The sequence below is a fragment of the Curtobacterium sp. MMLR14_002 genome (assembly GCF_001864975.1).
In the GTDB taxonomy this organism is placed as follows: Bacteria; Actinomycetota; Actinomycetes; order Actinomycetales; family Microbacteriaceae; genus Curtobacterium; species Curtobacterium flaccumfaciens.
In genome coordinates, this window is the sequence record NZ_MJGT01000069.1 from 11,192 (window position 1) to 34,995 (window position 23,804).

Consider the following 23,804-nt stretch of genomic DNA (forward strand, 5'->3'; position numbering starts at 1 on the left):
ACCCGCCGTCGGATCAGGACTGCAGGATCAGAACCCGCCGAGCACCAGGTACGCCCCGAGCACCGCCACCGTGCCGACCACCCCGGTGCCGAGCGCCACCACGCGCCCGACGGGTGAGCGGGTGCCGAGGACCCCGATGCCGAGCAGCACCACGCCGACGATGATCTCGACGGCCCAGGTGACGTGCCCCGTCGTCGCGGCGACCTGCAGCAGCCCGCGGATCCCCTCGCCGACGAGCACCGCGGCCGTCACACCGAACGCCCCCGCGCGCCACCGGGCGTCGCGGGACCGCACCGCCACGGCGACCGCTCCGGCCAGCAGCCCGGCCGGCACCCCGAGCAGCACCCAGGGGTTCGTGATCGACAGCACGTCGGGGAACCCGCGCAGGACCGTCGTGGCCCAGTACCCGACGTGCATGAGCTCGAGGAGCACGACGCCGAGCACCATCGCCAGCGGCAGGGCGACCCGGCCCCCTCGTGCTCCGGCCACCAGGCACAGCAGCGCGGCGACGAGGAACCACGGTCCGGCCGAGTTCGACACGGGGGCGAGTGCAGGCACGGCCTGCCCGAACGAGGTCAGGACGCCCGCCAGGAACGCCCCGCTCAGCGCGATGGTGACCCGCACCACGGCGGGGACCGCCGCGGGCGGCTCGACGGGCGTCGGCACAGCGGAGCGGGTTCCGGCGGACAGGGTCGCGTTCATGGCACCAGCCTCGCCGGACCCCGCCGACGCCGCATCACCCCGAGGAGCGAGAACCCCCGACCCGACCTCACCCCAGAGGATGACGCCGAGCCCCGCAAGACACCGAGTCCCGCAGGACACCGAGCCCGGCGGACAACGCCGGCCCCCGGACGACGCACCGCTCAGACCACCGCCGCCAACGACCCCCGCACCCCGCCCGTCTCGCCGCCCACCCGTTCCCACGACCGGGACAGCACGTCCACCAACCGCCCCCGATCCGCCGGGGCCATCGTGAACGGCACCCGCAGGAACCGCTCGAACCCGCCGTCCGGCCCGAACACCCCGCCCGAGGCGAGCACCACACCCTCGGCCCGTGCGGCGAGCACGAGCGCGCTCGACACCGGCCGGCCGAGCCCCACCCACGTCGTCAACCCGCCCGCCGGTGCCGGGACGTCCCACTCGGGGAGCCGCGCCCGGAGCGCCCCCACGACCGCGTCGCGACCTTCGCGCAGGGACGCACGCCGCGCCTCCAGGAAGGCCGCCGTGCGCGGGATCAGCTCGCGCACGACCAGCTGGTCGAGCACGGGGGTGCCGAGGTCGCCCGTGGGGCGGGCGAGCAGCAGCCGCTGCAGCAGCGCCGGGTCGGCACGGATCCAGCCGATCCGCAGGCCGCCCCAGAAGACCTTGGCGGCGGAACCGATCATCACGACCGACGACCCCGACGGGTCCGCCGCCGCCAACGGCGGCGACGGCTCCCCGTCGATCCGGAGCTCCCCCATCGTCTCGTCGGCGATCACGACCGTGCCGACCGAGGACGCGACCGACAGCAGGAGCCGGCGGGTCGACGCGGACATGGTCGCACCGGTCGGGTTGTGGAGCTCGGGCATGACGTACGCGACGGAGGGCGCGGTGCGACGCAGCGTCGTCTCGAGCGCGGCGGCGTCCCACCCCGTCCGCGCGTCGACGGGGACGCCGACCAGGCGGCCGCCGGCCTCGCGGAAGGCCTCGTGCGCGTGCGGGTAGGTCGGGGACTCGACGAGCACGGCGTCGCCACGGCGGACGAGCACGCGCGCGAGCAGGGCGATCGCGTGCTGCGCGCCGAGGGTGACGATGACCTGGGCGGGCTCCGTCGGCAGTCCGCGCTCGGTGTAGCGCGCGGCGATCGCGGCGCGCAGGCCGGGGTCGCCGACGGTGTCGTAGCCGATCCCGGCGAGCGCCGCGGGCACGTGCCGGACCGCCCGCTCGACCGCCTCGTCGATGCCGGGGGCCGCGTGCAGGGCCGCCTTGCGCAGGTCGAGCAGGTCCCCCTCGACGACTCCGCCCAGGCGTTCGGGGTCGGGCCGCCCGACCAGGTCACGGGGCAGGTGGACCACGCTGCCGGAGCCACGGACGGACACCAGGAACCCGTCGGAGCGCAGGCGGGCGTACGCGTTCGCGACGGTGGTGCGCGAGACGCCGAGGGCTGCCGCCAGTCCGCGCTCGGCCGGCAGCCGGACGCCCTGGGCGACCCGTCCGTCGATGACGAGGACCCGGAGGGCATCGGCGAGCGCCTCGTAGGCCGGGGCGTCGGTCCCGGCGCGCCAGTCGGTCAGCAGGTGAGAGGCGGCGCGGGCACTGATCAGGACAGGGGGCACGGGTCCACGGTAGCGCGATTGGCTCTCGACCAGCAGGCCAATCTGTCGGGACGATGGCCACATGCCCCGTCGCACCGCCCTCACCCTGCGCTTCGTCCAGCTCTTCGTCGGACTGTTCCTCTACGGCGCCTCGACCGCACTGCAGGTGCGCGCGGTGGTCGGTGTGAGCTCGTGGACCGTGCTGACCCAGGGGCTCGAGAACGTCGTGCCGTGGTCGTTCGGCGCCATCACGGTGGTGTCGAGCGGCGTCGTCCTGCTGCTGTGGATCCCGCTCCGCCAGAAGCCGGGCATCGGGACGCTGCTGAACGCCCTGGCGATCGGGCCGAGTGCCGACCTGGTGCTCTGGCTGGTGCCGGAGCCGTCGGGGATCGTCGCCCGGATCGCGCTGTTCGCCGCGGGACTCGTGCTGCTCGCGGTCGCGACGGCGTTCTACATCGGTGCGGGCTTCGGCACGGGCGCGCGAGACGGCCTGATGGTGGGGTTGCACCAGCGGCTCGGCTGGCCGATCTGGCTCGCCCGGACCCTGGTCGAGGTCACCGTGGTGATCGTCGGGTGGATCCTCGGCGGGGACGTCGGCGCGGGCACCGTCATCGCGGCGTTCGCGATCGGCCCGATGGTCCAGCCGCTCATGCCGCACTTCCGCCGGTTCCCGTGGAGCCCCGAGCGCACGGCGCCGGCGCCGTCAGCGAACGTCGCCACACCCACCCTGGAGGCCCGCCCCACCCCCGCCACGCCCGCTTCGTGAGCAGAAATGGTCGGGTCCACGGCCCCCACCCGACCATTCCTGCTCACGATCGCCCGGCGATCGACCCGGCGATCGCGTGCGACCCCTTGCGGCCGCGAGCAACGCGATATAGCGTGACCTGCACAGACGCGATACATCGCGAGTTCCAGGAGGCAACATGGCGCAGGAGAAGTGGCTCGTCGACGAGCCCAAGGTCATCGACACCGGCATCGTGCGCACCGTGCGTGTCGGCCTCGTCGGCGGGCAGGTGGACGTCGTCGCGCACGACGAACCCACGGCCCGGGTCGAGATCCACAGCGTGTCCGGCAAGCAGATGCTCATCGAGGTCGACGGCGACACCCTCACCGTCGACCACCCCCAGGTCCGGTGGGACGACCCCATCGGGTTCCTGAAGTCCTTCCGCGGCAAGGCCCACGCTGACGTCAGCATCCTGGTCCCCCGCGACGCCGGCATCACGCTCGGTGTCGTCTCGGCCGGTGCGCTGCTGTCCGGCACGAACCGCGGAGCCACGCTCAACACGGTGTCCGGCGACCTGGTCGTCGACGGCGTCGCGGGTGACGTCACGGTCAACGCCGTCTCGGGCGCCACCACGATCCGCGACCTCGACGGCGCGCTCGCGGTGCACACCGTCTCCGGCGACGTCGTGGCCACCGGCGAGATCCCGCGGTTCCAGGCCGACGGCGTCTCGGCCGACGTCGTGCTCGACCTGCACGGAGTCCCCGAGTCCGCCCGCGTCAACACGGTGTCCGGGTCGGTGAGCGTCCGCCTGGCGGACGGCGTCGCCTACAAGTGCACGGTGAACACCGCGACCGGCAAGCTGCAGTTCGACGACGCCGAGATCCGCGGCGTGCGCGGTTCCTACGTCAAGCAGGGCGGCGAGCTGTCCGGCCAGTGGCTCGACCTGCGGGTGAACTCCGTCTCCGGCGACATCGCGGTGCTGCACGCGCCGCCGGTCGCCGAGCCGACACCCCCGACGACGCCGCCGACCACCCCGACCACCCCGACGAACGAGAGCGAGGTGCCCGAATGAGCCCCGTCTTCGCACACGGCCACCTGCGCCTCTACCTGCTCGTCCTGCTGGCCGACCACCCGATGCACGGCTACGAGCTCATCCAGGCACTCGGCGACCGCTTCGGCGGCACCTACGTGCCGAGCGCCGGCACCGTCTACCCCCGGCTCGCGAAGCTCGAGGACGACGGCTTGGTCACCAAGACCGCCGACGGCCGCAAGACCGTCTACGCGATCACGGACGCCGGCCGTGCCGAGCTCGCGGCACGTGCCGACGAGATCGCCACGGTCGAGTCCGGCGTGAGCGACTCGGTGAAGTCGTTGGCCGACGGCGTGCGCGCCTCGGTCGGCGAGGCCATGCGCTCGCTCCGTGCCGACCTGGCCGCAGCCGCCGAGAGCCCGGCGACCGGTTCCGCCGAGGAGCCCGTGTCCGTCCCGTCGGACAGTGCCCGCGCATTGCGCGAGCTCGAGATGGCGCTGTCGTCGTTCCGGCAGCAGGTGCGTGCGGACCTGCGCCGTCGGGCGACCCGCGGCACGCTCGGTGCGGACACCGTGACGCGTCTGCGTGACGGCCTGGAGGCCCTGCGCAAGTCGCTCTGACGGCCCGCGGCCGACAGGCGGTGGCGACCAGGGCCTCCCGGCCGTCACCGGGACCGCCTGCGGAACCGGGACCACCCCCGGAACCAGGTTCCGGACACAGCACCGTGCAGATCCGCGGTGTGGTGTCCGGAACCTGGTTCCTCAGCGCCCCGCACCCGGCGGATCGGCGGCCGGGACCCGCGTCGGCGGGAAGCCGGCGAACGCCTCGCCTGCCGTCAGATCCTCCCCGTGCTCGACGCGCGCCACGGTGGTGCGGACCGCGGCCAGCTGCCGGGCCAGCCGGTCCCGTTCGTGCTCGAGCCACGTCAGGTGCGCCGTGAGCGCAGCGACGTCATCGCCCTCGTCGTCGAGCCGTCGCGCGATCTCCGGCAGCCCGAGTCCGAGCCCGCGCAGCAGCAGGATGCGCTGCAGCCGGACGAGCGCACGGTCGTCGTAGCGCCGCAGCCCACCCGCGCCGACGGCGGTGGCCGGCAGCAGTCCGACGGCCTCGTAGTGCCGAAGGGTCCGACTCGAGACACCGGCGGAACGCGCCACCTCGGTGATGGCGTGGGGAGCTTTCGCAGCTGCGTCACCCGGGCCTGTCGATGCGCTCATGCTGGCGACTGTAATGCTTGACGCTGCGTCAACAGCGAGGGGTGTGCGACACCCAGGGTGGCGCGCCCGCAGCCGACCGGGAATGTGCGGCAGGCGAACCGTGTTGACTCGCGCCCGGAACTGAGTAGGTTTGCCGCTCGTGACGAACGAGATCCGGTCGTTGAAAGCACGACTGATCGGGGATCCCCTCCCCTCTGAGAAGCTCGAAGGACAGCTCCTCCCGAAGCACCTGGCCCTGCCGATCTTCGCGAGTGACCCGCTGTCCTCTGTCGCGTACGCGCCGCAGGAACTCCTGATGATCCTGCTGCTCGGCGGCATGGCCTTCCTGACGTTCGCGCCGTGGGTCGCCGCACTCGTCGTGCTGCTGCTCGTGGTCGTCGTCGCGTCGTACCGGCAGCTCATCAAGGCGTACCCGTCGGGTGGTGGCGACTACGAGGTGGCGCACCGGAACCTCGGTGAGAAGGCCGGGCTGGTCGTCGCGAGTGCACTGCTCGTCGACTACGTGATGACGGTGGCCGTGTCGGTCGCCTCCGGTGTCGACAACATCATCTCGGCACTCCCGATGCTCGACCACTTCCGCGTCGAGCTCGCCCTGCTGTTCGTCGTGTTGCTCGCCGCCGCCAACCTGCGGGGTGTGCGGGAGTCGAGCAAGGCCTTCGCGATCCCGACCTACCTGTTCGTGGCGAGCGTCTTCGTGATGGTCGTCACCGGGCTCGTCCGGGTCGCCGCCGGCAACGCCCCCGTCGCCGAGTCCGCGGCGTACACCGTGCAGAACGTGGAGCACACGACGCAGGCGGCGTTCATCCTGCTGCTCCTCCGCGCCTTCGCCTCGGGCTGCTCGGCCCTGACCGGCGTCGAGGCCATCGCGAACGGCGTGCAGGCGTTCCGCCGGCCGAAGATCAAGAACGCGCAGGCAACCCTGGTCGCCATGGGCGGCATCGCGATCGTCCTGTTCATCGGGCTCATCACCCTGGCGCTCGTGTCGCACGTGCACTACGCCGAGCGGGCCTGCGACCTGCAGGGCTTCGCGAACTGCGCCACCACGCCGCAGCGCTCGCTCATCGCGCAGATCGCGGCCGCGACCTTCGGCAACAACTCGGTGCTGTTCTTCGTGATCCAGGCGACCACGGCGGCGGTCCTGCTCCTCGCGGCGAACACGGCCTTCAACGGGTTCCCGCTGCTCGGCTCCATCCTGGCGCGCGACTCGTACGCCCCGAAGGCGCTCTCGACCCGCGGCGACCGGCTCATCTACTCGAACGGCGTCATCGTCCTGGCCCTCGTCGCCGCGGCGCTGCTCGTGGTCTACCGGGCGAACGTCACGAGCCTCATCCAGCTCTACATCATCGGTGTCTTCGTGTCGTTCACGCTCGGACAGACGGGCATGGTCGTGCACTGGACGCGGCTGCTCCGGGCCGATCGAGACCGGGACGGGGCGCCCGCCGCCGACGGCGAGCCTCCCGTGAACCGCGGGCAGGTCGTCCGCTCCCGCACGATCAACGCGATCGGCGCGACCTTCACCCTCGTGGTGCTCGTCATCGTCACGATCACGAAGTTCACCCACGGCGCTTGGCTCGTGTTCCTGATCATGCCGGTGCTGTACGTGCTCATGCTCGGCGTGAACCGCTACTACCGCGACGTCTCGCACGAGATCGAGGCCGACGTCGAGACGAAGTTCGGCGCCACCGGCGACCACGCGATCGTCCTGGTGAACAAACTGCAGAAGCCCGTGCTCAAGGCGCTCGACTACGCGGTCGCCGCGGAGCACGCGAGCATCGAGGCCGTGCACGTGGCGATCGACGACGCCGAGTCCCAGCGCCTGCGCGACCAGTGGGCGGAGTACGGCATCCAGGTGCCGCTGACGATCGTGCCGAGCCCGTACCGCGACATCTCGATGCCCCTGATCAAGTACATCAAGGCGCACCGGAACGAGCACGGCTCCGAGGTCGTCACCGTCTACACACCGATCTTCATCGTCGGGCACTGGTGGGAGGGCCTGCTCCACAACCACCGCGGCCGCCGCATCCGCAAGAAGCTGCTGCTCGTGCACGGCGTCACCGTGGCCCTGGTGCCGTGGTTGCTCGACTCGTCCGAGCTGCTGTACGGCCGCCGTTCCCGCCCGCTGCCCGGCCAGGAGCGCCGTGGCGAGCCCGTCCGGCCCCCGCTCCGCCGGCCCGCGCAGCCCGGTTCGTCGGCCGAGGCCGCGGCCTCGGCTTCGGCCGAGGACCGCCTGCTCCGGTCCGCCGAGCGCAACAGCATCCAGCCGCGCCGCGCAACCCGTCCGGCCGGCCCCGCCGAGGGCGTCGACCCCGCGCTCTGCACGGGCGAGATCCACGCCCTCGTGCCCTCCCCGCCGCGACGGGGAGCCGACGAGTCGTAGCATGTGGCCCCATGACCATCAGTGACCTGCGGACGTTCGCCACGTTCGACGGACACGGCGGCAAGGTCTCGAAGCGCGTCGAGGTGCTCGACCACGAACCGCCGGCCGGCAGCCCGCTCGAAGGACTCGTCGCCGTGCGCGGCGAGCACCCGCTCGGCGCGCGCGACGAGCGCGCCGCCGACGAGTCCGCCGCGCTCTCCCGCGGCGTCCCGAGCGTCGGGTGGGTGGACCCGGCCGCGCTCCGCGACTGGTACCGCCCGGACCGCGTCGTCCTCACCCGGCTCGAGGCGCGGCAGTCCGGCATCGAGCCCGGCGTCTACGCCGACTCCCGTGGGCGCGGTCGCGTCCGGATCGACGGCCTGGAGGCCCACCTCGCCCCCGACGGTCGCCCCGCCTTCCGCGCACTGGCCGGCCCCACCGCCGAGCCCGTCGTCGACGTGCAGCTGCCGACCGACCAGGCCGTCCGCCTGGTGGCGGTGACCGCGGTCGACGAGGGACTCGAGGTCGTCACGGCCCCGGTGTCCCCGTTCCTGCAGCCCGGCGAGCACCCGGCGTACGGTGACGACGTCGTCGGGTTGCCGCCACGTCCGGCGAGCGGGCACGTCCGGGTCACGGCCTCGGTGCTGCTCGACGGCGAGCTGCACGAGGTCGACCGGATCGACGAGCGTGCGGCGACCATCTGGATCCGGCGGGACGACCGCGTCGTGCCGATCGCCACGAGTGCGGTCGGGCCCGATCTGGTGCGGTACGCGGCGACGGCCGTCTGAGCCGCTTCGGTGCGGATGCGTGCCGTTGTGCCGCTGGGCCGCTTCGGGGGACGTCGCTGCTGCGTGTCGCGACGGGGGTGCGGCGTACCGTCGCGGACATGAGTTACGCAGACCGCGACCAGCAGCAGACCCCGGACGCACCGATCCAGGGCGAGACCCTCGGCGGCCCCCGACCCGACCCCTCCACCGACGCGAGCAAGGACCCCGAGCAGTGGGTCACCGGCGACGAGCCGATGACCGGACCGCAGCGCAGCTACCTCGACACCCTGGCCCGTGAAGCCGGCGAGGAGCTCCCCGCCGACCTCACCAAGGCGCAGGCGTCGGAGCACATCGACCGCCTCCAGCAGCAGACCGGCCGCGGCGCCGATTCCTGAGAAGCAGTCCGCCCTTCGGCGGACCGCTGTCTGGGCATGCTCTGGGCATGTTCTGGCGAAGCGCGGTCAGTCCCCTGTTCGAGGACGATCGATGACGCGTCACCGGCTACCTTCGTGGCCATGCGAACGACATCGACCTCCATCGGCCTGACCGCGCTCCGCATCGTCCTCGGGGTGGTGTTCATCGCCCACGGCGCCCAGAAGTTCGCCCAGGGCATCCCCAACGTGGTGCAGGGCTTCTCGGGCATGGGCGTCCCCCTCGCCGAGGTCGCAGCACCCCTCGTCGCCGGCCTCGAGCTGGTCGGCGGCGTCCTGCTCGTGCTCGGCGTCGCGACCCGCGTCGTCGGCGTGCTGCTGGCCGTCGACATGGTCGTCGCCGGGTTCCTGGCCCACGGCACCGCGGGCTTCTACTCGCAGGACGGCGGGTTCGAGTACGTGCTCGTGCTCGCGGTGGCCTCGCTCGCTGTCGCACTGACCGGGCCCGGGCGGTTCTCGCTCGACGCCCTGGTGCTCAAGTCGTCGCGCCGTCGTCGTGGCGTCGAGGAGCCCCTCCCCGCCTGAGCCGCGCGTCCCGGTTTCGTCTGGTGCGAGGTTCCGTCGCCCGTGCGAGCTCACGAGGGCCGCACCGGGAACGGAACCTCGCACCGTTCACGCGGCCCCTCGCACCGTGCGAGGGGCCGCGCAGCTGTTCAGCCCGCCAGTGCGTCCATGACCTGGCGGGCGATGCGTCGGCCGGCCCGGTTCGCCCCGATGGTCGACGCCTGGGGGCCGTAGCCGGCCAGGAACAACCGCGGCTCCTCGGCCGACCGGCCGTCGTCGACCACCACGCCGCCCGCCGTGGTCCGCAGGTGCAGCGGCGCGAGGTGCCGCAGGTCGGCGCGGAACCCCGTCGCCCAGATCACCGCGTCGGCGTGCACGTGCGTGCCGTCTGCCCGCACCACCCCGGTCTCGTCCATCCGCGTGAACATCGGCTCGTCGCGCAGCACGCCTCGGTCGATGCCGGCGCGGATCCGTCGCGACACCGGGACCCCGGTGCCGCTGACGATGCTCGGCAGGACCTCGCCGGCGCGGGCGGCCCGGTCCTGTTCGTCGACGGCGGCCACGGCGGACTCGACGTCGAGCGACGCGGTCCCGGCCCAGACCATCGGGCGCCGGGTGAACCAGCGCGTCGAACGGGCGACGCCGTCGAGTTCGAGCAGGAACCCGATCGCGCTCGTCCCACCGCCCACCACCACGACGTCCTGGCGGGCGAACTCGGCGGCGCTGCGGTACTCGGTCGTGTCGACCTGCCGCCCGCGGAACACGTCGCGCCCCGGGTACCACGGCACGAACGGGGTGCCCCACGTGCCGGATGCGTTCACCACGACCTCGGCACGGATGCGCGTGACAGCGCCGTCGGCACTCCGGGTCGTGACGCACAGCCCGCCGTCCGCCGGAACGTCGCCCGCCACGCCGCCGTCGCCGCCGATGCGTGAGACGGACGTCACCGTGACCGGGCGCCGCACCCGCAGGTCGTAGTGCTGCTCGAACCGCCGGTAGTACTCGCCGACGACGTCCCGTGCGGGCCGCGACCGGTCGGCATCGTCGAACTCCAGGCCCATCGCGCGCATGCCGGGCAGGTCGTGCACCCGGTGCGCCGCTCCGAGCCGCAGGGCTTCCCACCGGAACTGCCACGCCCCACCGGTGCTCGGCGCGCGGTCGAGGATCACCAGGTCGGTGCCGGGGACGAGCCCGAGACGGCGCAGGTGGTATCCCACGGAGAGCCCCGCCTGCCCCGCACCGATCACCACCACGCGGGCGTGCTGGTCGACCGGGGTCTCGAGGGGTTCCGTCATCACTTCGATTCTGCTGTGCGGGCCAGCCGTCGCGCGACGTCCAGATCGAGGTACATGGTAGAGTGATCGGCAGATTTCAAACCACGAACCGTCTGGTTCCCCGAGTGATCTTCCGTCATTCGCCAGGACCGGACCAGAGCCGAACGAGGGGGTCACGCATGGGGCGCGGCCGTCAGAAGGCGAAGCACACCAAGGTCGCCCGTGAGCTGAAGTACTTCAGCCCGCAGACGAACTACGGTGCGCTCGAGCAGGAGCTCTCCGCCGGACAACACTCCGACGAGAACTACGTCGACCGTTGGGCGGACCAGTACGGTCCGGAACCGGCGGAAGACGAAGACGAGTTCGAGACCCAGGCAGACCAGAACAAGTCCGCCTGACCTCTCTCGCAGTGACGCCGCGCCGCCCTCGGGCAGCGCGGCGTTTCCGCGTGCCCGGACGCCCGTCGGCGCGCCCGGTTCCCGGCCTTAAGTGGTCACGACTCACCGCGTGCACGACGCCGAGCGGTCACAACCCGTCGGCTGCAGACCCGCCAAACGACGGTTCGTGACCACTCGCCGCACGCTCCACGGCGAGCCGGCAACGCCCCCCCCGAGTCCCGGCCTCGAGCGGTCACGACTCACCGTGCGCACGACGCCGAGCGGTCACAACCCGTCGGTTGCAGGCCTGCCGAACGACGGTTCGTGACCACTCACCGCAGGCAGAACGGCGCGGCGGCAGCACGCCGCCGAGCGGGTCAGCCCGCGTAGCTCCCGACGAGCCGGACGGCGCCGCCGTCGACACCCTTGGCGCCCTGCTCGAACCCGGTCAGGTCCCGTGCGGACGTGGCGATCGTGCCGACGGGCCACGTGGGCATGCCGGCAGCACCGAGCGAGGCGATGACCTCGGCGGCAGCCCCGGCCGAGACGACGGCGAACATGCCGATGCCCAGGTTCCAGGTGCCCTCGGTGTCCTCGATCGGCGTGCCGGCCATGTCGGCCAGGACCCGGAACACCGGGAGCGGCTGCCAGGTGGAACGGTCGACCTCGACCCAGGAGCCGACGGGCAGCACACGCGCCAGGTTCGCGGCGATGCCACCCCCGGTCACGTGCGAGAGCGAGTGCACCGCACCCGGGTGCTGCTCGAGCAGCGCCAGGAGCGGTGCGGTGTACAGGCGGGTCGGCTCGAGCAGGGCTTCGCCGACGGAGACCGCGCCGCCGAACCCGACGCCGCTCAGCTCGGGCAGCTGGTCCGTGAAGGCGACGCCCCGCGACGCCAGGATGTGCCGCACGAGCGAGTACCCGTTGGAGTGCAACCCCGACGACTCGATCGCGAGGACCACGTCGCCGTCCTGCACCAGGTGCGCGCCGAGCTGCGCGTCGGCCTCGACGACACCCGTCGCCGCACCGGCCACGTCGTAGTCGTCCGGGCCGAGCAGCCCCGGGTGCTCGGCGGTCTCGCCGCCGACCAGGGCGGTGCCGGTCTCCGAGCAGCCGCGGGCGATGCCGGCGACGATGTCGGCGATCCGGCCCGGCACCACTCGGCCGCACGCGATGTAGTCGGTCATGAACAGCGGCTTCGCGCCCACCACGACGATGTCGTCGACGACCATGCCGACCAGGTCCTGCCCGATGGTGTCGTGCTTGTCGATCGCCTGCGCGATGGCGACCTTGGTGCCGACGCCGTCGGTCGAGGTCGCGAGCAACGGGTGTGAGAAGTCCTTCAGGAACGAGACGTCGTAGAGCCCGGCGAACCCACCGACGCCACCGAGGACCGAGGCGTTGTGGGTGGCCGCGACCGCGGACTTCATCAGTTCGACGGCCAGGTCACCGGCAGCGGTGTCCACTCCGGCTTCGGCGTACGGGTTGGGCATGCGGAGTCCTTCGCGGTGACATGGCAGACTTGTTCGGTACCCCCCGATTCTACGGTCTGGAGCACACCCGCGAATGTGCGGCATCGTCGGCCTTGTTGCGCAGGGCCCCGCCAACCAATCCATCTACGACGCACTGCTCCTCCTGCAGCACCGCGGGCAGGACTCGACGGGCATCGCCACGGTCGAGGGTCACGTGCACCACATGCACAAGACCCGCGGCCACGTGCGTGAGGCGTTCCGCACCCGCGACATGCGTGCCCTCCTCGGCACCATGGGGCTCGGACACGTCCGCTACGCCACCAAGGGCGCCGCGACGAACGAGGAAGAAGCCCAGCCGTTCTACGTGAACGCGCCGTACGGCATCGTCCTCGTCCACAACGGCAACCTCACCAACACGCGGGAACTCACGCGTGAACTGTTCGACATCGACCGTCGTCACCTGAACACGACGAGCGACACCGAGCTCCTGGTGAACGTGCTGGCGCACGAGCTGCAGGGCCAGGTCCGCGGCGCGAACCTCGACCCGGGTCAGGTCTTCGACGCCGTCGAGCGCGTGCACGAGCGGGTCGAGGGCTCCTACGCCACGATCGCGACCATCGCCGGGCACGGGCTGCTGGCCTTCCGCGACCCGTTCGGCATCCGCCCGCTGATCCTCGGCCACAAGTTCGACGAGGCCGGGCAGCCGGAGTGGGTCGTCGCGAGCGAGTCGCTCGTGCTCGAGTCCGGCGGGTACGAGATCGTCCGCGACATCGCCCCGGGCGAGGCCGTGTTCATCGAGATGAACGGCCAGATGCACGCCCGCCAGTGCGCGAAGAACCCGCGTCTGGTGCCGTGCTCGTTCGAGTACGTCTACCTGGCGCGTCCCGACTCGGTGATGAACGGCATCTCGGTCTACGACGCGCGTCTGCGACTCGGCAACCGCCTCGCCGACACCATCGAGCAGTACGCGCCGACCGGTGACATCGACGTGGTCATGCCGATCCCGGACTCGAGCCGTCCGGCGGCCATGCAGGTCGCCCGGAAGCTCGGCATCGAGTACCGCGAGGGCTTCTACAAGAACCGCTACGTCGGCCGCACCTTCATCATGCCGGGGCAGGCGGAGCGCAAGCGTTCGGTGCGCCAGAAGCTCAACGCGATGTCGTCCGAGTTCAAGGGCAAGAACATCCTGATCGTCGACGACTCGATCGTCCGCGGCACCACGAGCCGCGAGATCGTCGAGATGGCCCGGGCCGCGGGCGCGAACGAGGTCACGTTCACGAGCGCCGCTCCCCCTGTCCGGTTCCCGCACGTCTACGGCATCAACATGCCGACGCGTGCGGAGCTCATCGCGCACGACCGGAAGATCCCGGAGATCAACCGCGTGCTCGGCAGCGACCACCTGATCTACCAGGAGGTCGGGGACATGCGCGACGCCATCATCGAGGGCTCGGACGTGACCGACCTCGAGATGAGCTGCTTCACCGGCGAGTACGTCACGGGCACCGTGAGCCCGGAGTACCTGTCCTGGGTCGAGGCCAACCAGCTCAGCTGAGTGGGGGTCGCGATCGCGACCACCAGACGGACTGGAGGCCCGGTGCCAGCTGGCACCGGGCCTCCAGTCCGTTGGTCGGGGGCGGCTACGGCCGCTGGTCACCGTGGTCGTCGAGCTCACCGTCGACCGTCTCGGGCGGCAGTTCGACCTCGACGCGCTCCGCCGTCAGGCGGGCCGACCGCCGGGCGTAGACCCGGTCGAACACGACGGCGACGACCGCACCGACGAAGGCGCCGATCGTGACGCCCCACAGGCTGAAGTAGCCGACCAGGCTGCCGAAGCTGGTCTGGTCCCGCCGACCGCCGAGGTTCATGGTGAGGGCGACCACGACGAGCGTCGCGAGGAACCCGAGCACGGCACCGCCGACGATGAACACGCCGAACTTCGGTGCACGGCGGATGGTGACCTCGTCGGGGCTGGCGACCGCGCTGGGAGCCGGTGCCGGCGTGGGGAGCGGCTGCTCGTCGGGTTGATCGGTGTTGCTCACCCGTCCATTGTCCCCCACTGTGGGACGTCCCGCGGCCTGTGCGCGGCGACCGATCCGGGAGAGGATGGTCGCTACTGGTCGGTATCCCAAGCGGAGGAGGTGTGTCGGATGCGTGAACGAACCGCACCCGCCCGCCGACGCCGACCGGCCGCCCCCGCCCGCGTGGCCTGGCCCGTCGCACAGCGCGCGGAAGAGGACCGCGCCGTCGCCGTCGTCGCCGAGCACCGGTGGAGCGTCGCGCTCGTCGGTGCCCCCGGCATCGGCAAGAGCACCGCCGCGGCCCGGGTCACCGATCGCGTCGCCGGTCGCGACGGCACCGGCCGCACGGTCGTCGTGCCGATCACGGCGGTCGCCGCGAGCCGGTCGATGCCCTTCGGCGCCGTCGCCGAGCGCTTCGGCGAGTTGCCCGCGTCCATCTCGGAGCTGTCCGACGACACCGGCGCCGAGCAGCGCTTCCGTGCGATCGAGGACCTCGTCGACCGCGACGTCCTGCTCCGCGTCGACGACGCCGACCACCTCGACGCGATCTCTGCGCGGTACGTCGCCTGGCTGGTCCGCCGACAGGGCGCCCGGCTCGTCCTGACCTGCCGCGACTTCACGGCGCTCCCCGAGCCGCTCCGCGCGCTGTGGCAGGACGACCTGCTCGAGCGCATCGACCTGCAGCCCCTGACGCTGCACGAGACCGCGGCGCTCGTGGCCGAGGCGCTGGGGTCGCCGCTCGAGAACGCCTCGGCCGAGCGCGTCCACCGCGCCACCGCCGGCAACCCGCTGTACCTGCGCGAGGTGGTCCGTGCGGCGCGGGTCTCCGGTGCCCTCGACCACACCGCGACCGGGTGGTACTGGCGCGGGCGGGTGACCGCGTCGGACAGTCTCGCGGACATGTACCGCACCGAGCTCGGGTCGCTGCCGGAGGACCTTCGGGACGTCGTCGACATCGTCGCCCTCGCCGACCCGATCCCGCTCGCGCGCCTGCTCGGCCTGGTGACCGGCGGGGACGTCGACCGGGTCGTCGCGCTCGGCCTGGTCCGCATCGACTCGCTCGACGACGGTGCCGCGGTCGTCCGGCCGTCGCACCCGCTCGTCGGCGAGGTCATCCGCACCCTGGTGCCGGTGGCCCGGCGAACGGCACTCTTCGCGCGCGCCAACGCCTTCCGCACCGACCGGCCCGAGGGCGCACCGCCCGCTGCACGCCTGCGTGCCGCGCTGTGGTCGCTCGAGTGCGGGGTCCTCCCGTCAGTCGACCAGCTGCTCGACGCGGCGCAGGTCGCCGTGCGGCTGCAGGAGCACGAGAGCGGCATCGCCCTGGCCTCGGCAGCGCTCCGCACGACACTCACCCCCACCGAACAGGTCGCGGCGCACTGCCTCCGCTCGCTTGCGTACTCGTACTCGGACGGCCGTGAAGCCGGCCGCGCCGACGCCGAAGCCGCCTGGGGCGTGGCGAAGCGGCACGTCGGCGACATCACCGACGAGGCCGTCATCGAAGCGTGCGAGACCCTGGCGAACATCCGCCAGTTCCACGACGACGACGTCGCGGCGGCGGTCGCCCTGACCGATGCCGCCACGCGCCTGGTGGTTTCTGACGAGGCCGTCGAGCGACTGCGGTTGCTGCGGATGGCGCACCAGGGCTGGGGCGGCGACTTCGCCGAGGTCCGGGCCGAGATCGAGCGCAGCGCCATCGTGGACGCCCCGACGATGCCGATGTCGTTCCTCGCCGTCGCACCCTGCGCCGTGATGGCGTTGGCGACCGCCGGCCGACTGGACGACGCGTCCGCGCTCGGCCACCGCGCCCTGGCCACCGCCGTTGCGCACGTCGAGGCGGCGCCCTGGAGCGTCGGCGAGAACTCCTCCGTCCTGCACCAGGTGCAGATGTGGCGCGGCGACCTGGACGACCTGATCATCGAGGTGCCGGCCGGACGGTCCAGCCCCTACCTGAAGTACGACTTCACGCTCGAGCTCATCGGCCAGGGAAACCTCGCGATCGCACAGCGCCGCTGGGACGACGCCGTCGCCGCGTTCTCGGCGGCGTGCGAGCGGTACGACATCGCCGACCACGGCGGGTTCGCGGCCTACCCCTGGGCACGTCTGGCCTTGGCGCACGCCTACGCAGGACGCCCGGAAGCAGCCTCCAGTGCGCTCGAACGGGCCCGGACCACCCCGCAGCGGGCGATGCGGATCACCGGCGAGCAGGTCGCCGTGTCGATCGCCTGGACCGAGGCCGTGCTCGGCAACCCGGCCGGGCTCCAGCACGCCGACGAGATCATCGAACGCAGCACGGCGAACGGCTCGTGGACGCACGTGATGTACGGGTACGCCCTGCACCACGCGGTCGGCATGTCGCAGGGGCGCGACTCGACCGGCTCGCTCGAGCGGATGCGCGAGGCCGCCACCCGCGTCGACGGACCACTCGCTGCCGCCGTGATCGAGTACGCCGACGCCGTGCGTGCCGACGACCGCACGCGGGTGATCGCGGCGCAGGGCGTGCTCGCGGCGCACGGGGTCTCGGTGGCCGCCGGGCGCTCGAAACCGCCGCTGACGAAGCGCGAGTACGAGGTCGCCGAACTCGCCGCGCAGGGGCTGAGCAACCGGCGGATCGCGGAGTCCCTCGGGCTCTCGACGCGGACGATCGACGCGCACCTGTCGCGGGTCTTCGCGAAGTGGGACCTGCACGCGCGGTCGGAGCTCACCGAGCTGCTCTGAGCTGCTCGGCACTCGGCGCGGCCGGCTCCGCGTTCCGCGTCGGCTGTCGCGCACGCAAGAACGTTGCGGATTGCAGCACGACGCGCCGCTGCGATTGACACGTTGTGTGGAACATCGCGTACCTTGGTGCCTGTCGCCGGGTTCGGACCCGTTCGGGTCGGGTCCGAATCCCGGCGACTTCAAGCTTAGGAACCCGCTCGATGCGGGCGCATCGGTAGGCACTACCTAATTCGCGCGGGACTTCTCCGCAGGCGGCTTCGGCGTGGGTGGATCTGGTGCCGGCGGGTCTGGTGCCGGTGGGTCTGGCGCCCGGGGGTCAGGCGCCGGGGGCGGGCAGCCGGACCGGCAGGAACGCCGTCAGGTCGGCGCGCGAGCCCGAGGCGCTGACGCGCGACTGCGCGACCGCCTCGGCCCAGGTCAGCTCGCCGGAAGCGAGCGCCAGCCACGTGGTGGCGTCGGTCTCGACCACGTTCGGCGGCGTGCCACGGGTGTGCCGGGGTCCGGGCACGGCCTGGACGGCGGCGAACGGCGGCACCCGCACCTCGACGCTGTTGCCCGGGACCTCGTCCGCCAGGCACTGCAACGTCCACCGCACCGCGGTCGCGACGGCCGGTCGGGCCGTCTCCCCACGGCGCACGGCGGCCAGTGCCGCGCGCCCGTCGGCGTCCTCGATCCTCCTGGGTGGCATCTCCACAGGCTAGCCCTCGCATCGCGGGCGGCGAGTCGGGCTGGGTAGGGTGATCGGGTGCGAATCCTCGTCCTCGGTTCCGGTGCCCGCGAGCACGCGATCATCACGGCCCTCCTCGCTGAGCATGCGGGCCACGTCATCACGGCAGCGCCCGGCAACGCCGGCATCGCCGCTGACGTCGAGACCGTCTCCCTCGACCCCACCAACGGTGCGCTCGTCGCCGAGTACGCGATCGAGAACGACGTCGAGCTCGTCGTCGTGGGCCCAGAGGCCCCGCTCATCGCCGGCGTGGCCGACCCGGTGCGCACGCGCGGCATCCCGGTGTTCGGGCCGGGCAAGGCCGCCGCACAGCTCGAGGGCTCGAAGGCGTTCGCCAAGCGGATCATGGGCGAGGCCGGTGTGCCCACCGGGCGTCCGGTCTACGCCGGCACGGCGGACGAAGCCGTCGCCGCGATCGACGAGCTCGGCGCCCCGTACGTGGTCAAGGCCGACGGGCTCGCCGCCGGCAAGGGCGTGCTCGTGACCGACGACCGCCAGGCTGCGATCGACCACGCCACCTACTGGCTCCAGCACGGACACGTCGTGGTCGAGGAGTTCCTCGACGGCGAAGAGGTCTCGTTGTTCTTCCTGAGCGACGGGCACGACGTCCGCGCGCTCAGCCCCGCGCAGGACTACAAGCGCCTGGCCGACGGCGACCTCGGACCGAACACGGGCGGCATGGGCGCGTACTCGCCGCTGCCGTGGCTCGCCGAGCGCTGGCCGTCCGAGCAGGCCTTCGTCGACGAGGTCACCGAGCTCGTCGCGCTGCCGACCGTCCGCCGCCTCGAGCACGAGGGCACGCCGTTCGTCGGGCTCCTGTACTGCGGCCTCATCGTCACCGAGCAGGGCGTCCGCGTGATCGAGTTCAACGCGCGCTTCGGTGACCCGGAGACGCAGGTCGTGCTCCCCCGCCTGGCGACCCCGCTCAGCGAACTCCTGCTGGCCGCCGCCACCGGGCAGCTCGGTGCCGTGCCCGCGCCCGTGTTCCGCGACGAGGTCGCCGTGACCGTCGTCCTGGCGAGCGAGGGCTACCCGGAGAACCCGCAGACCGGTCGACCGATCACCGGCATCGACGACGCGAACGCCCGCGACGGCGTCTCGGTCGCGCACGCCGCCACCGGCGTCCTCGACGACACGCTCGTCGCCACGGGTGGCCGGGTGCTCAGCGTCGTCGCGACCGGGTCGGACTTCGCCCAGGCCCGTGAACGTGCCTACGCCGGGCTCGGCGACATCACGCTCGAGGGCGCGCAGTTCCGCACCGACATCGCCGCGAAGGTCGCGAAGTGACCGCCCCCGCGCCGATCGCCGGCTGGCGCCACGTCTCATCCGGCAAGGTCCGCGAGCTGTACGTGCCCGAGGGCACCGCCGACCTGGCGAGCGCGTCCGAGCTGCTGCTCGTCGCCTCGGACCGGGTCAGCGCGTACGACTTCGCGCTCGAGCCGCCGATCCCGGGCAAGGGCGAGCTGCTGACCCGCCTGTCGCGGTTCTGGTTCACCCAGCTGAGCGACGTCCCGAACCACATCATCGGCCCGTCCTCCGGTGGCACCCCCGTCCCGGCCGAGGTCGAGGCACGGTCCATGCACGTCATGCCGCTCACGATGTTCCCCGTCGAGTGCGTCGTGCGCGGGTACCTGGTCGGCAGCGGCTGGGCCGAGTACCAGGAGACCGGCAGCGTGTGCGGCGTCGCGCTCCCCGCGGGCCTGTCCAACGGTGACCGCCTGCCGGAACCGATCTACACGCCGGCGTACAAGGCGGCCCAGGGCGAGCACGACGAGAACATCTCGTACGAGCAGACCGTCGACCTGGTCGGTGCCGAGACCGCCGCCACCCTGCGCGAGCTCTCGCTGCACGTCTACACCGAGGCCGCGGCCATCGCCCTCGAGCGGGACGTCGTCATCGCCGACACCAAGTTCGAGTTCGGGCAGGACGCCACCGGCCGGATCCGCATCGCCGACGAAGTCCTGACGAGCGACTCCAGCCGCTACTGGGACGCCCGCTCCGCCGACCGCACCGACTCGTTCGACAAGCAGATCGTGCGGGACTGGCTCAGCGCGCACTGGGACCGCCAGGGCACGCCGCCGGTGCTCCCGGACGAGATCGTCGAGCGCACGGCTGCGCGCTACGCCGAGCTGATCGAGCGCCTCGGCGCCTGACGCCGCGCCAGGCCGGCGCGTGGTGTCGCGTGGCGTGGCCCGGACGGTCACGACACCCCGCTCACGTCCGTCGGACGGTCACGAACCGTCGCCCGGGGCCCCGCCAACCGCCAGTTCGTGACCACCCGGCGGCCCATCCACGACACGTCGCGACCCCTCGCCGCGTGAGGCCCGTCGCCGGCCGGACGGTCACGACACCCCGCTCAGGTCCGTCGGGCGGTCACGAACCGTCGCCCGGGGCCCCGCCAACCGACAGTTCGCGACCACTCGGCGCCCCACGCACGACACGTCGCGACCACTCGGCCGGCGACGACCCGCAGCGCGACCGCCGACGAGCCAGCCGACAGTTCTCGACCGGTCAGGCCTCGAGCGCGCCAAGCGCCTCGCGCGCCACGACGACGACAGTCAGGTCGTCGCCCGGGTCGTGCTCCGCGACGCGTGCGCGCACCCGCTGCAGGAACGTCTCGACGTCCGGGGACTCCCGGTACAGCGACCCCAGCTCGGACAGCGCCGCGAGCGTGGAGTCCCAGAGCTCGAGCGCGCCGTCGGTCACGACGATGAGCACGTCACCGGGCCGGAGCACGAGCGACCCGGCCGCGCGGGGCATCCCGGCGGGGTGCAGCCCGATCGGCAGGTCCGACGACCGCAGGATCCGCTCGGCACCGTCGTCACGGAGCTGGAGCACGAGCCCGTGGCCGGCGTCGGCGAAGTCGAGTCGCCCGGTCGACGGGGTCAGCCGTCCGTGGAACATCGTCGCGAAGGACTCGGCACGGCTGAGCTCGGGGGCGACCTGCGCCTCGAGTTCGGCGACGGCGGTGCCCGGGTCCTGGTCGCCGCGGGCGAGCAGGCCTCCGCGGATGTTCGCGGCCAGGAGCCCGGCGGACATCCCCTTGCCCATGACGTCGGACACGGTCAGGTGGATCGAGTCCTCGCCGGAGCGGTGCCAGTCGTGGAAGTCACCGGAGACGAGCCCGTGCGGGATCGACATCCCCGTGATCCGGTACCCGGGCACCTGCACCTCGGTCGGCTGCAGGCCGTTGAGCACGGTGCGCAGGCGGTCCTCGTCGGCTCCGGCGAGCAGTTCGCGCTCCGCCCAGACGCCGAGTTCCTGCAGCAGTTCGAGCTCGTCGGCGTCGAGGGTGCGCGGCTCGGGGTCGATCAGGCAGAGGGTGCCGATCTTCAGGTCGTCGTCGCCGGCACGGAGCCCGACCCCGGCGTAGAACCGGACGTTCGGGTCACCGAGCACCATCGGCAGGTCCGCGTACCGGGCGTCCTCGCGGGCATCCGGGACGACCACGGGCCCCTGCTCGCCCAGGGTCCGTCCGCAGAAGGTGTCCTGCAGCGGGATGACCGGCCCGAAGGCGTCGTCGCTCTGCTGCGACTTGATCGTCAGGGTGGTCTCGCCGGCCAGGTTGAGGAAGGAGCCGGAGACCCCGAGGGCCTCGCGCGCGATGCGGGTGATCCGTTCGAACCGTTCCTCGACGCCACCGTCGACCACGTCGAGCGCCGCGATCAGGGCCGCTCGCCGGACGGCATCGGCCCCGGTCGGCGCGGGCACGGACATCGCGGTTTCCGGCTGCATGCTCCCACGGTAACGCGCTGAACGGACAGGGCCTGGCCCCAGTCCGGAGGGCGCAGATCGTCGGGCGCGTCGGCGTACCCTGGTCGTCGTGCTCCGAGTCGTCCCCGCAACCGTCCTCGGCGTGGCCGCGCTCCTGGCCCTCGCCGGCTGTGGCGCCCACGACTCCACCGGCCAGGTGTCGGTCACGGTGTCGTCGAACGCCGCCGACCACCCCTACGAGGTCAAGGTGTTCGCCTCGACCGGCAAGCTCTCCGAGCACCAGCGGGTGTTCCCGGGTGGAACGGCCGACTTCGCGGGCGTTCCCCTCGGCAAGGTCACGGTCCGCGCCGGCGACCTCTGCCCGCAGACGACCAAGGTGTCCGACGGCACGGTCGCGACGGTGACCCTCACCACGACCGGCTGCTGACAACCACCCGGCACCACGACCGGCCGCTGACCCGCCCGCCACCACGACGGGCTGCTGACACCACCCGCCACCACGACCGGCCGCTGACCCCACCCGTCACCCCGACGACGGACTGCCGACCCCCTCCGCGACCAAGTGCTCGACACGCGGCTCGCCCGCGACCTCGCGCACCGACTGCAGGGTCCGCGCATCGTCCCCGGTCTGCCGGACCTCGTGCTGGTCGACGTGCTCCTGCCACGACCCCACCCGGAACGCCTCCACCCAGGCGTCCGGCCCGGACGCCGCGTCGCGGTAGAGGTTCCAGTCACGGGCACCGGTCCGCCGACGACTCCGCCCGAGCCGTTCGGCACGCGCACGGAACTCGTCGACCGCGTCCGCCGGGACCGTCCAGTGCAGCAGCACGAGGGTCTCCCCCGTCGCCGTGCCGTGGTCGTCCGCCACGAACACCTCGTCCCCGAACGGCATCGGCGTCACGGCGCGCTGCCGGTCGGTGAGCACCGGGAACCCGGACACGAGCAGCACTGCGGCGCTGAGCGCGGTGAGGACTCCGGCCCCGGCGAGCACGCCCGTCACCCCGAGCGGCGTGGCGACCGCGCCGGCGAGCGCCGCGCCGATCGCGGTGCAACCGAAGAGCACGAGCTGGTAGGCAGCGAGCCCGCGGGTCCGGACCCAGGCGGGCAGGAACGCCTGCACGGTGCCGTTCAGCGTCGTCACCACGGCGATCCAGGCCACCCCGCCGACCAGCAGCGCGACGAGCACGACCGCCAGCACGGGGACGAGGGCGACGACGGTGGTGCAGACGCCGAACACCACCGAGGCGATGCCGACCGTGCGGCCGATGCCGAGCCGCGCACGGACCGCCGGCATCAGGAACGCCCCGCCGACGGACCCGATGCCGACGGCAGCGAGCAGCAGTCCGTATCCGCCGGAGGACAGGCCGAGCGAGCCGTCGGCGACGAGCGGCAGGAGTGCCCACAGCGCGTTCGCGGGCACCATGAAGACGGCGAGCTGCACGAGCAGCCGGCGGACGACCGCCGCGTGCAGGACGTAGCGCAGCCCGGCACGGGTCGCGTCGATGAACGGTTCGGCCCGCGTCTCGGGGCGCTGGTAGCCGCGCCAGGCGACGAGCACCACCAGGAAGAGCGCGAACGACAGCGCGTTGGCAGCGAACACGAACGGCACGCCGAGCTGCGCGATCACCACCCCGGCGAGCGCCGGTCCGATCGCCCGGGCGACGTTGACGCCGACGGAGCTGAGCGCCGCGGCGTCGGTGATCGCGGCGCGCGGCACGATCTCGGGTACGAGCGCCTGGTACGCGGGCAGCTGGAGCGCCGAGGCGGTCCCGAGCAGGAACGTGACGGTGAGCAGGAGCGCCGGGGTCATGTCGCCGGTCGCGGTGAGCACGGTCATCACGACGCCGACGACCACCTGGAACGCCTGCACCCCGATGAGCAGCCGCCGCCGGTCGACGAACTCGCCGATCACCCCGGCGGGGATCCCGACGAGCAGCACCGGCAGGCTCGACGCGGTCTGCACGAGGGCGACGACGACGGGTGCGGCGTGCTCGTCGACGAGCAGCCACTGCGCGCCGACGGTCTGCATCCAGCTGCCGATGTTGCTCACCAGCACCGCGATCCACAGGGCGCGGAAGACCGGGATCGCGAGCGGCGCCAGGGCGCCGCCGCGGGGTGCTTTGGTGGTGCGTTCCGTGGTCACGTCGCCTCCTGGGGTGGGACGGGGACATCCTGGAGGCGCGG

22 protein-coding genes are annotated in these 23,804 nt (G+C 72.5%); 13 read left to right on the forward strand and 9 right to left on the reverse strand.

Going from position 1 to position 23,804, the window contains the following annotated elements; translation table 11 throughout:
- Positions 1 to 27 precede the first annotated feature (27 nt).
- Together BIU91_RS13200 and BIU91_RS13205 are read right to left on the reverse strand one after the other, a co-directional pair.
- A complete protein-coding gene (locus BIU91_RS13200) occupies positions 28 to 702 on the reverse strand; it encodes a DUF6518 family protein (RefSeq protein WP_071405828.1) in 675 nt (224 codons plus the stop codon).
- A 161-nt stretch (positions 703 to 863) separates the two neighbouring features.
- The gene (locus tag BIU91_RS13205; protein WP_253183756.1) at positions 864 to 2,315 is read right to left on the reverse strand and encodes a PLP-dependent aminotransferase family protein; all 1,452 of its coding nucleotides are present in this window, start codon (positions 2,313 to 2,315) and stop codon (positions 864 to 866) included.
- Between the two features lie 61 nt (positions 2,316 to 2,376).
- Between BIU91_RS13205 and BIU91_RS13210 the strand changes: the two genes are divergently transcribed.
- From BIU91_RS13210 to BIU91_RS13220, 3 genes are all read left to right on the forward strand, one after another.
- On the forward strand, positions 2,377 to 3,060 hold the full coding sequence (locus BIU91_RS13210; RefSeq protein ID WP_071405829.1) for a YitT family protein: 684 nt from the start codon (positions 2,377 to 2,379) through the stop codon (positions 3,058 to 3,060).
- A gap of 157 nt (positions 3,061 to 3,217) precedes the next feature.
- Complete coding sequence (locus BIU91_RS13215) at positions 3,218 to 4,090, forward strand: DUF4097 family beta strand repeat-containing protein (RefSeq protein WP_071405830.1); 873 nt, start codon at positions 3,218 to 3,220, stop codon at positions 4,088 to 4,090.
- Entirely contained in the window at positions 4,087 to 4,668 is a 582-nt protein-coding gene (locus BIU91_RS13220) for a helix-turn-helix transcriptional regulator (protein WP_071405831.1), read from the forward strand. Before BIU91_RS13215 ends, BIU91_RS13220 begins: the two co-directional genes overlap by 4 nt.
- Positions 4,669 to 4,809: 141 nt before the next feature.
- Here the strand turns inward: BIU91_RS13220 and BIU91_RS13225 are convergent, their stop codons facing one another.
- Entirely contained in the window at positions 4,810 to 5,262 is a 453-nt protein-coding gene (locus BIU91_RS13225; protein ID WP_084741254.1) for a MerR family transcriptional regulator, read from the reverse strand.
- A 130-nt stretch (positions 5,263 to 5,392) separates the two neighbouring features.
- Here BIU91_RS13225 and BIU91_RS13230 point away from each other — a divergent pair, with 130 nt between their 5' ends.
- The 4 genes from BIU91_RS13230 (at position 5,393) to BIU91_RS13245 (ending at position 9,341) form a co-directional block, all read left to right on the forward strand.
- The gene (locus BIU91_RS13230) at positions 5,393 to 7,639 is read left to right on the forward strand and encodes an APC family permease (RefSeq protein ID WP_071405833.1); all 2,247 of its coding nucleotides are present in this window, start codon (positions 5,393 to 5,395) and stop codon (positions 7,637 to 7,639) included.
- Positions 7,640 to 7,650: 11 nt separating this feature from the next.
- Positions 7,651 to 8,406, forward strand: a complete 756-nt coding sequence (locus tag BIU91_RS13235; RefSeq protein WP_071405834.1) for a hypothetical protein — start codon at positions 7,651 to 7,653, stop codon at positions 8,404 to 8,406.
- A 98-nt stretch (positions 8,407 to 8,504) separates the two neighbouring features.
- Positions 8,505 to 8,780 carry a DUF3072 domain-containing protein gene (locus BIU91_RS13240; RefSeq protein WP_071405835.1) on the forward strand — a complete coding sequence of 92 codons (276 nt, stop codon included), beginning with the start codon at positions 8,505 to 8,507 and terminating at the stop codon, positions 8,778 to 8,780.
- A gap of 120 nt (positions 8,781 to 8,900) precedes the next feature.
- A complete protein-coding gene (locus BIU91_RS13245) occupies positions 8,901 to 9,341 on the forward strand; it encodes a DoxX family protein (protein ID WP_071405836.1) in 441 nt (146 codons plus the stop codon).
- Between the two features lie 128 nt (positions 9,342 to 9,469).
- Here BIU91_RS13245 and BIU91_RS13250 read toward each other — a convergent pair whose 3' ends face one another.
- A complete protein-coding gene (locus BIU91_RS13250) occupies positions 9,470 to 10,615 on the reverse strand; it encodes an NAD(P)-binding domain-containing protein (RefSeq protein WP_084741256.1) in 1,146 nt (381 codons plus the stop codon).
- A 158-nt stretch (positions 10,616 to 10,773) separates the two neighbouring features.
- On the opposite strand from BIU91_RS13250, the gene BIU91_RS13255 reads away from it, so the two are divergent.
- Positions 10,774 to 10,992: a DUF3073 domain-containing protein gene (locus BIU91_RS13255; RefSeq protein WP_017886249.1), complete on the forward strand. Its 219-nt coding sequence runs from the start codon at positions 10,774 to 10,776 to the stop codon at positions 10,990 to 10,992.
- A 356-nt stretch (positions 10,993 to 11,348) separates the two neighbouring features.
- Here the strand turns inward: BIU91_RS13255 and purM are convergent, their stop codons facing one another.
- Positions 11,349 to 12,464: a phosphoribosylformylglycinamidine cyclo-ligase gene (gene purM / locus BIU91_RS13260; protein WP_071405838.1), complete on the reverse strand. Its 1,116-nt coding sequence runs from the start codon at positions 12,462 to 12,464 to the stop codon at positions 11,349 to 11,351.
- A gap of 73 nt (positions 12,465 to 12,537) precedes the next feature.
- Here purM and purF point away from each other — a divergent pair, with 73 nt between their 5' ends.
- Complete coding sequence (purF, locus tag BIU91_RS13265) at positions 12,538 to 13,995, forward strand: amidophosphoribosyltransferase (protein WP_027465037.1); 1,458 nt, start codon at positions 12,538 to 12,540, stop codon at positions 13,993 to 13,995.
- Between the two features lie 85 nt (positions 13,996 to 14,080).
- On the opposite strand, the gene BIU91_RS13270 is transcribed toward purF, so the two are convergent.
- Positions 14,081 to 14,482: a hypothetical protein gene (locus BIU91_RS13270; RefSeq protein WP_071405839.1), complete on the reverse strand. Its 402-nt coding sequence runs from the start codon at positions 14,480 to 14,482 to the stop codon at positions 14,081 to 14,083.
- Between the two features lie 108 nt (positions 14,483 to 14,590).
- Here BIU91_RS13270 and BIU91_RS13275 point away from each other — a divergent pair, with 108 nt between their 5' ends.
- Positions 14,591 to 17,179: a LuxR C-terminal-related transcriptional regulator gene (locus BIU91_RS13275; RefSeq protein ID WP_139196523.1), complete on the forward strand. Its 2,589-nt coding sequence runs from the start codon at positions 14,591 to 14,593 to the stop codon at positions 17,177 to 17,179.
- Positions 17,180 to 17,495: 316 nt separating this feature from the next.
- Here BIU91_RS13275 and BIU91_RS13280 read toward each other — a convergent pair whose 3' ends face one another.
- Positions 17,496 to 17,867, reverse strand: coding sequence for a sterol carrier family protein (locus tag BIU91_RS13280; protein WP_071248502.1), 372 nt, complete (start codon positions 17,865 to 17,867; stop codon positions 17,496 to 17,498).
- Positions 17,868 to 17,924: 57 nt separating this feature from the next.
- Between BIU91_RS13280 and purD the strand changes: the two genes are divergently transcribed.
- Both purD and BIU91_RS13290 read left to right on the forward strand, forming a co-directional pair.
- Positions 17,925 to 19,193, forward strand: a complete 1,269-nt coding sequence (gene purD, locus BIU91_RS13285) for a phosphoribosylamine--glycine ligase (RefSeq protein WP_071405841.1) — start codon at positions 17,925 to 17,927, stop codon at positions 19,191 to 19,193.
- Positions 19,190 to 20,059: a phosphoribosylaminoimidazolesuccinocarboxamide synthase gene (locus BIU91_RS13290; RefSeq protein ID WP_071248348.1), complete on the forward strand. Its 870-nt coding sequence runs from the start codon at positions 19,190 to 19,192 to the stop codon at positions 20,057 to 20,059. The genes purD and BIU91_RS13290 overlap by 4 nt, the downstream gene beginning before the upstream one ends.
- 358 nt (positions 20,060 to 20,417) lie before the next feature.
- Here the strand turns inward: BIU91_RS13290 and BIU91_RS13295 are convergent, their stop codons facing one another.
- Positions 20,418 to 21,641: a GAF domain-containing SpoIIE family protein phosphatase gene (locus BIU91_RS13295; RefSeq protein WP_071405842.1), complete on the reverse strand. Its 1,224-nt coding sequence runs from the start codon at positions 21,639 to 21,641 to the stop codon at positions 20,418 to 20,420.
- A gap of 88 nt (positions 21,642 to 21,729) precedes the next feature.
- Here BIU91_RS13295 and BIU91_RS13300 point away from each other — a divergent pair, with 88 nt between their 5' ends.
- Positions 21,730 to 22,047, forward strand: coding sequence for a hypothetical protein (locus BIU91_RS13300; RefSeq protein ID WP_071405843.1), 318 nt, complete (start codon positions 21,730 to 21,732; stop codon positions 22,045 to 22,047).
- A 96-nt stretch (positions 22,048 to 22,143) separates the two neighbouring features.
- Here BIU91_RS13300 and BIU91_RS13305 read toward each other — a convergent pair whose 3' ends face one another.
- Positions 22,144 to 23,763, reverse strand: a complete 1,620-nt coding sequence (locus tag BIU91_RS13305) for an MFS transporter (protein ID WP_171907836.1) — start codon at positions 23,761 to 23,763, stop codon at positions 22,144 to 22,146.
- Between the last annotated feature and the right edge of the window lie 41 nt (positions 23,764 to 23,804).

Excerpts from the sequence above, each read along its gene's own strand:
- BIU91_RS13210 (WP_071405829.1), top strand. The coding sequence starts at position 2,377 with ATGCCCCGTCGCACCGCCCTCACCCTGCGCTTCGTCCAGCTCTTCGTC.
- BIU91_RS13245 (WP_071405836.1), top strand. The coding sequence starts at position 8,901 with ATGCGAACGACATCGACCTCCATCGGCCTGACCGCGCTCCGCATCGTC.
- BIU91_RS13200 (WP_071405828.1), bottom strand. The coding sequence starts at position 702 with ATGAACGCGACCCTGTCCGCCGGAACCCGCTCCGCTGTGCCGACGCCC.
- BIU91_RS13240 (WP_071405835.1), top strand. The coding sequence starts at position 8,505 with ATGAGTTACGCAGACCGCGACCAGCAGCAGACCCCGGACGCACCGATC.
- BIU91_RS13220 (WP_071405831.1), top strand. The coding sequence starts at position 4,087 with ATGAGCCCCGTCTTCGCACACGGCCACCTGCGCCTCTACCTGCTCGTC.
- BIU91_RS13255 (WP_017886249.1), top strand. The coding sequence starts at position 10,774 with ATGGGGCGCGGCCGTCAGAAGGCGAAGCACACCAAGGTCGCCCGTGAG.
- BIU91_RS13250 (WP_084741256.1), bottom strand. The coding sequence starts at position 10,615 with ATGACGGAACCCCTCGAGACCCCGGTCGACCAGCACGCCCGCGTGGTG.
- BIU91_RS13235 (WP_071405834.1), top strand. The coding sequence starts at position 7,651 with ATGACCATCAGTGACCTGCGGACGTTCGCCACGTTCGACGGACACGGC.
- BIU91_RS13215 (WP_071405830.1), top strand. The coding sequence starts at position 3,218 with ATGGCGCAGGAGAAGTGGCTCGTCGACGAGCCCAAGGTCATCGACACC.
- BIU91_RS13280 (WP_071248502.1), bottom strand. The coding sequence starts at position 17,867 with ATGCCACCCAGGAGGATCGAGGACGCCGACGGGCGCGCGGCACTGGCC.
- purF (WP_027465037.1), top strand. The coding sequence starts at position 12,538 with ATGTGCGGCATCGTCGGCCTTGTTGCGCAGGGCCCCGCCAACCAATCC.
- BIU91_RS13295 (WP_071405842.1), bottom strand. The coding sequence starts at position 21,641 with ATGCAGCCGGAAACCGCGATGTCCGTGCCCGCGCCGACCGGGGCCGAT.
- BIU91_RS13275 (WP_139196523.1), top strand. The coding sequence starts at position 14,591 with ATGCGTGAACGAACCGCACCCGCCCGCCGACGCCGACCGGCCGCCCCC.
- purM (WP_071405838.1), bottom strand. The coding sequence starts at position 12,464 with ATGCCCAACCCGTACGCCGAAGCCGGAGTGGACACCGCTGCCGGTGAC.
- BIU91_RS13225 (WP_084741254.1), bottom strand. The coding sequence starts at position 5,262 with ATGAGCGCATCGACAGGCCCGGGTGACGCAGCTGCGAAAGCTCCCCAC.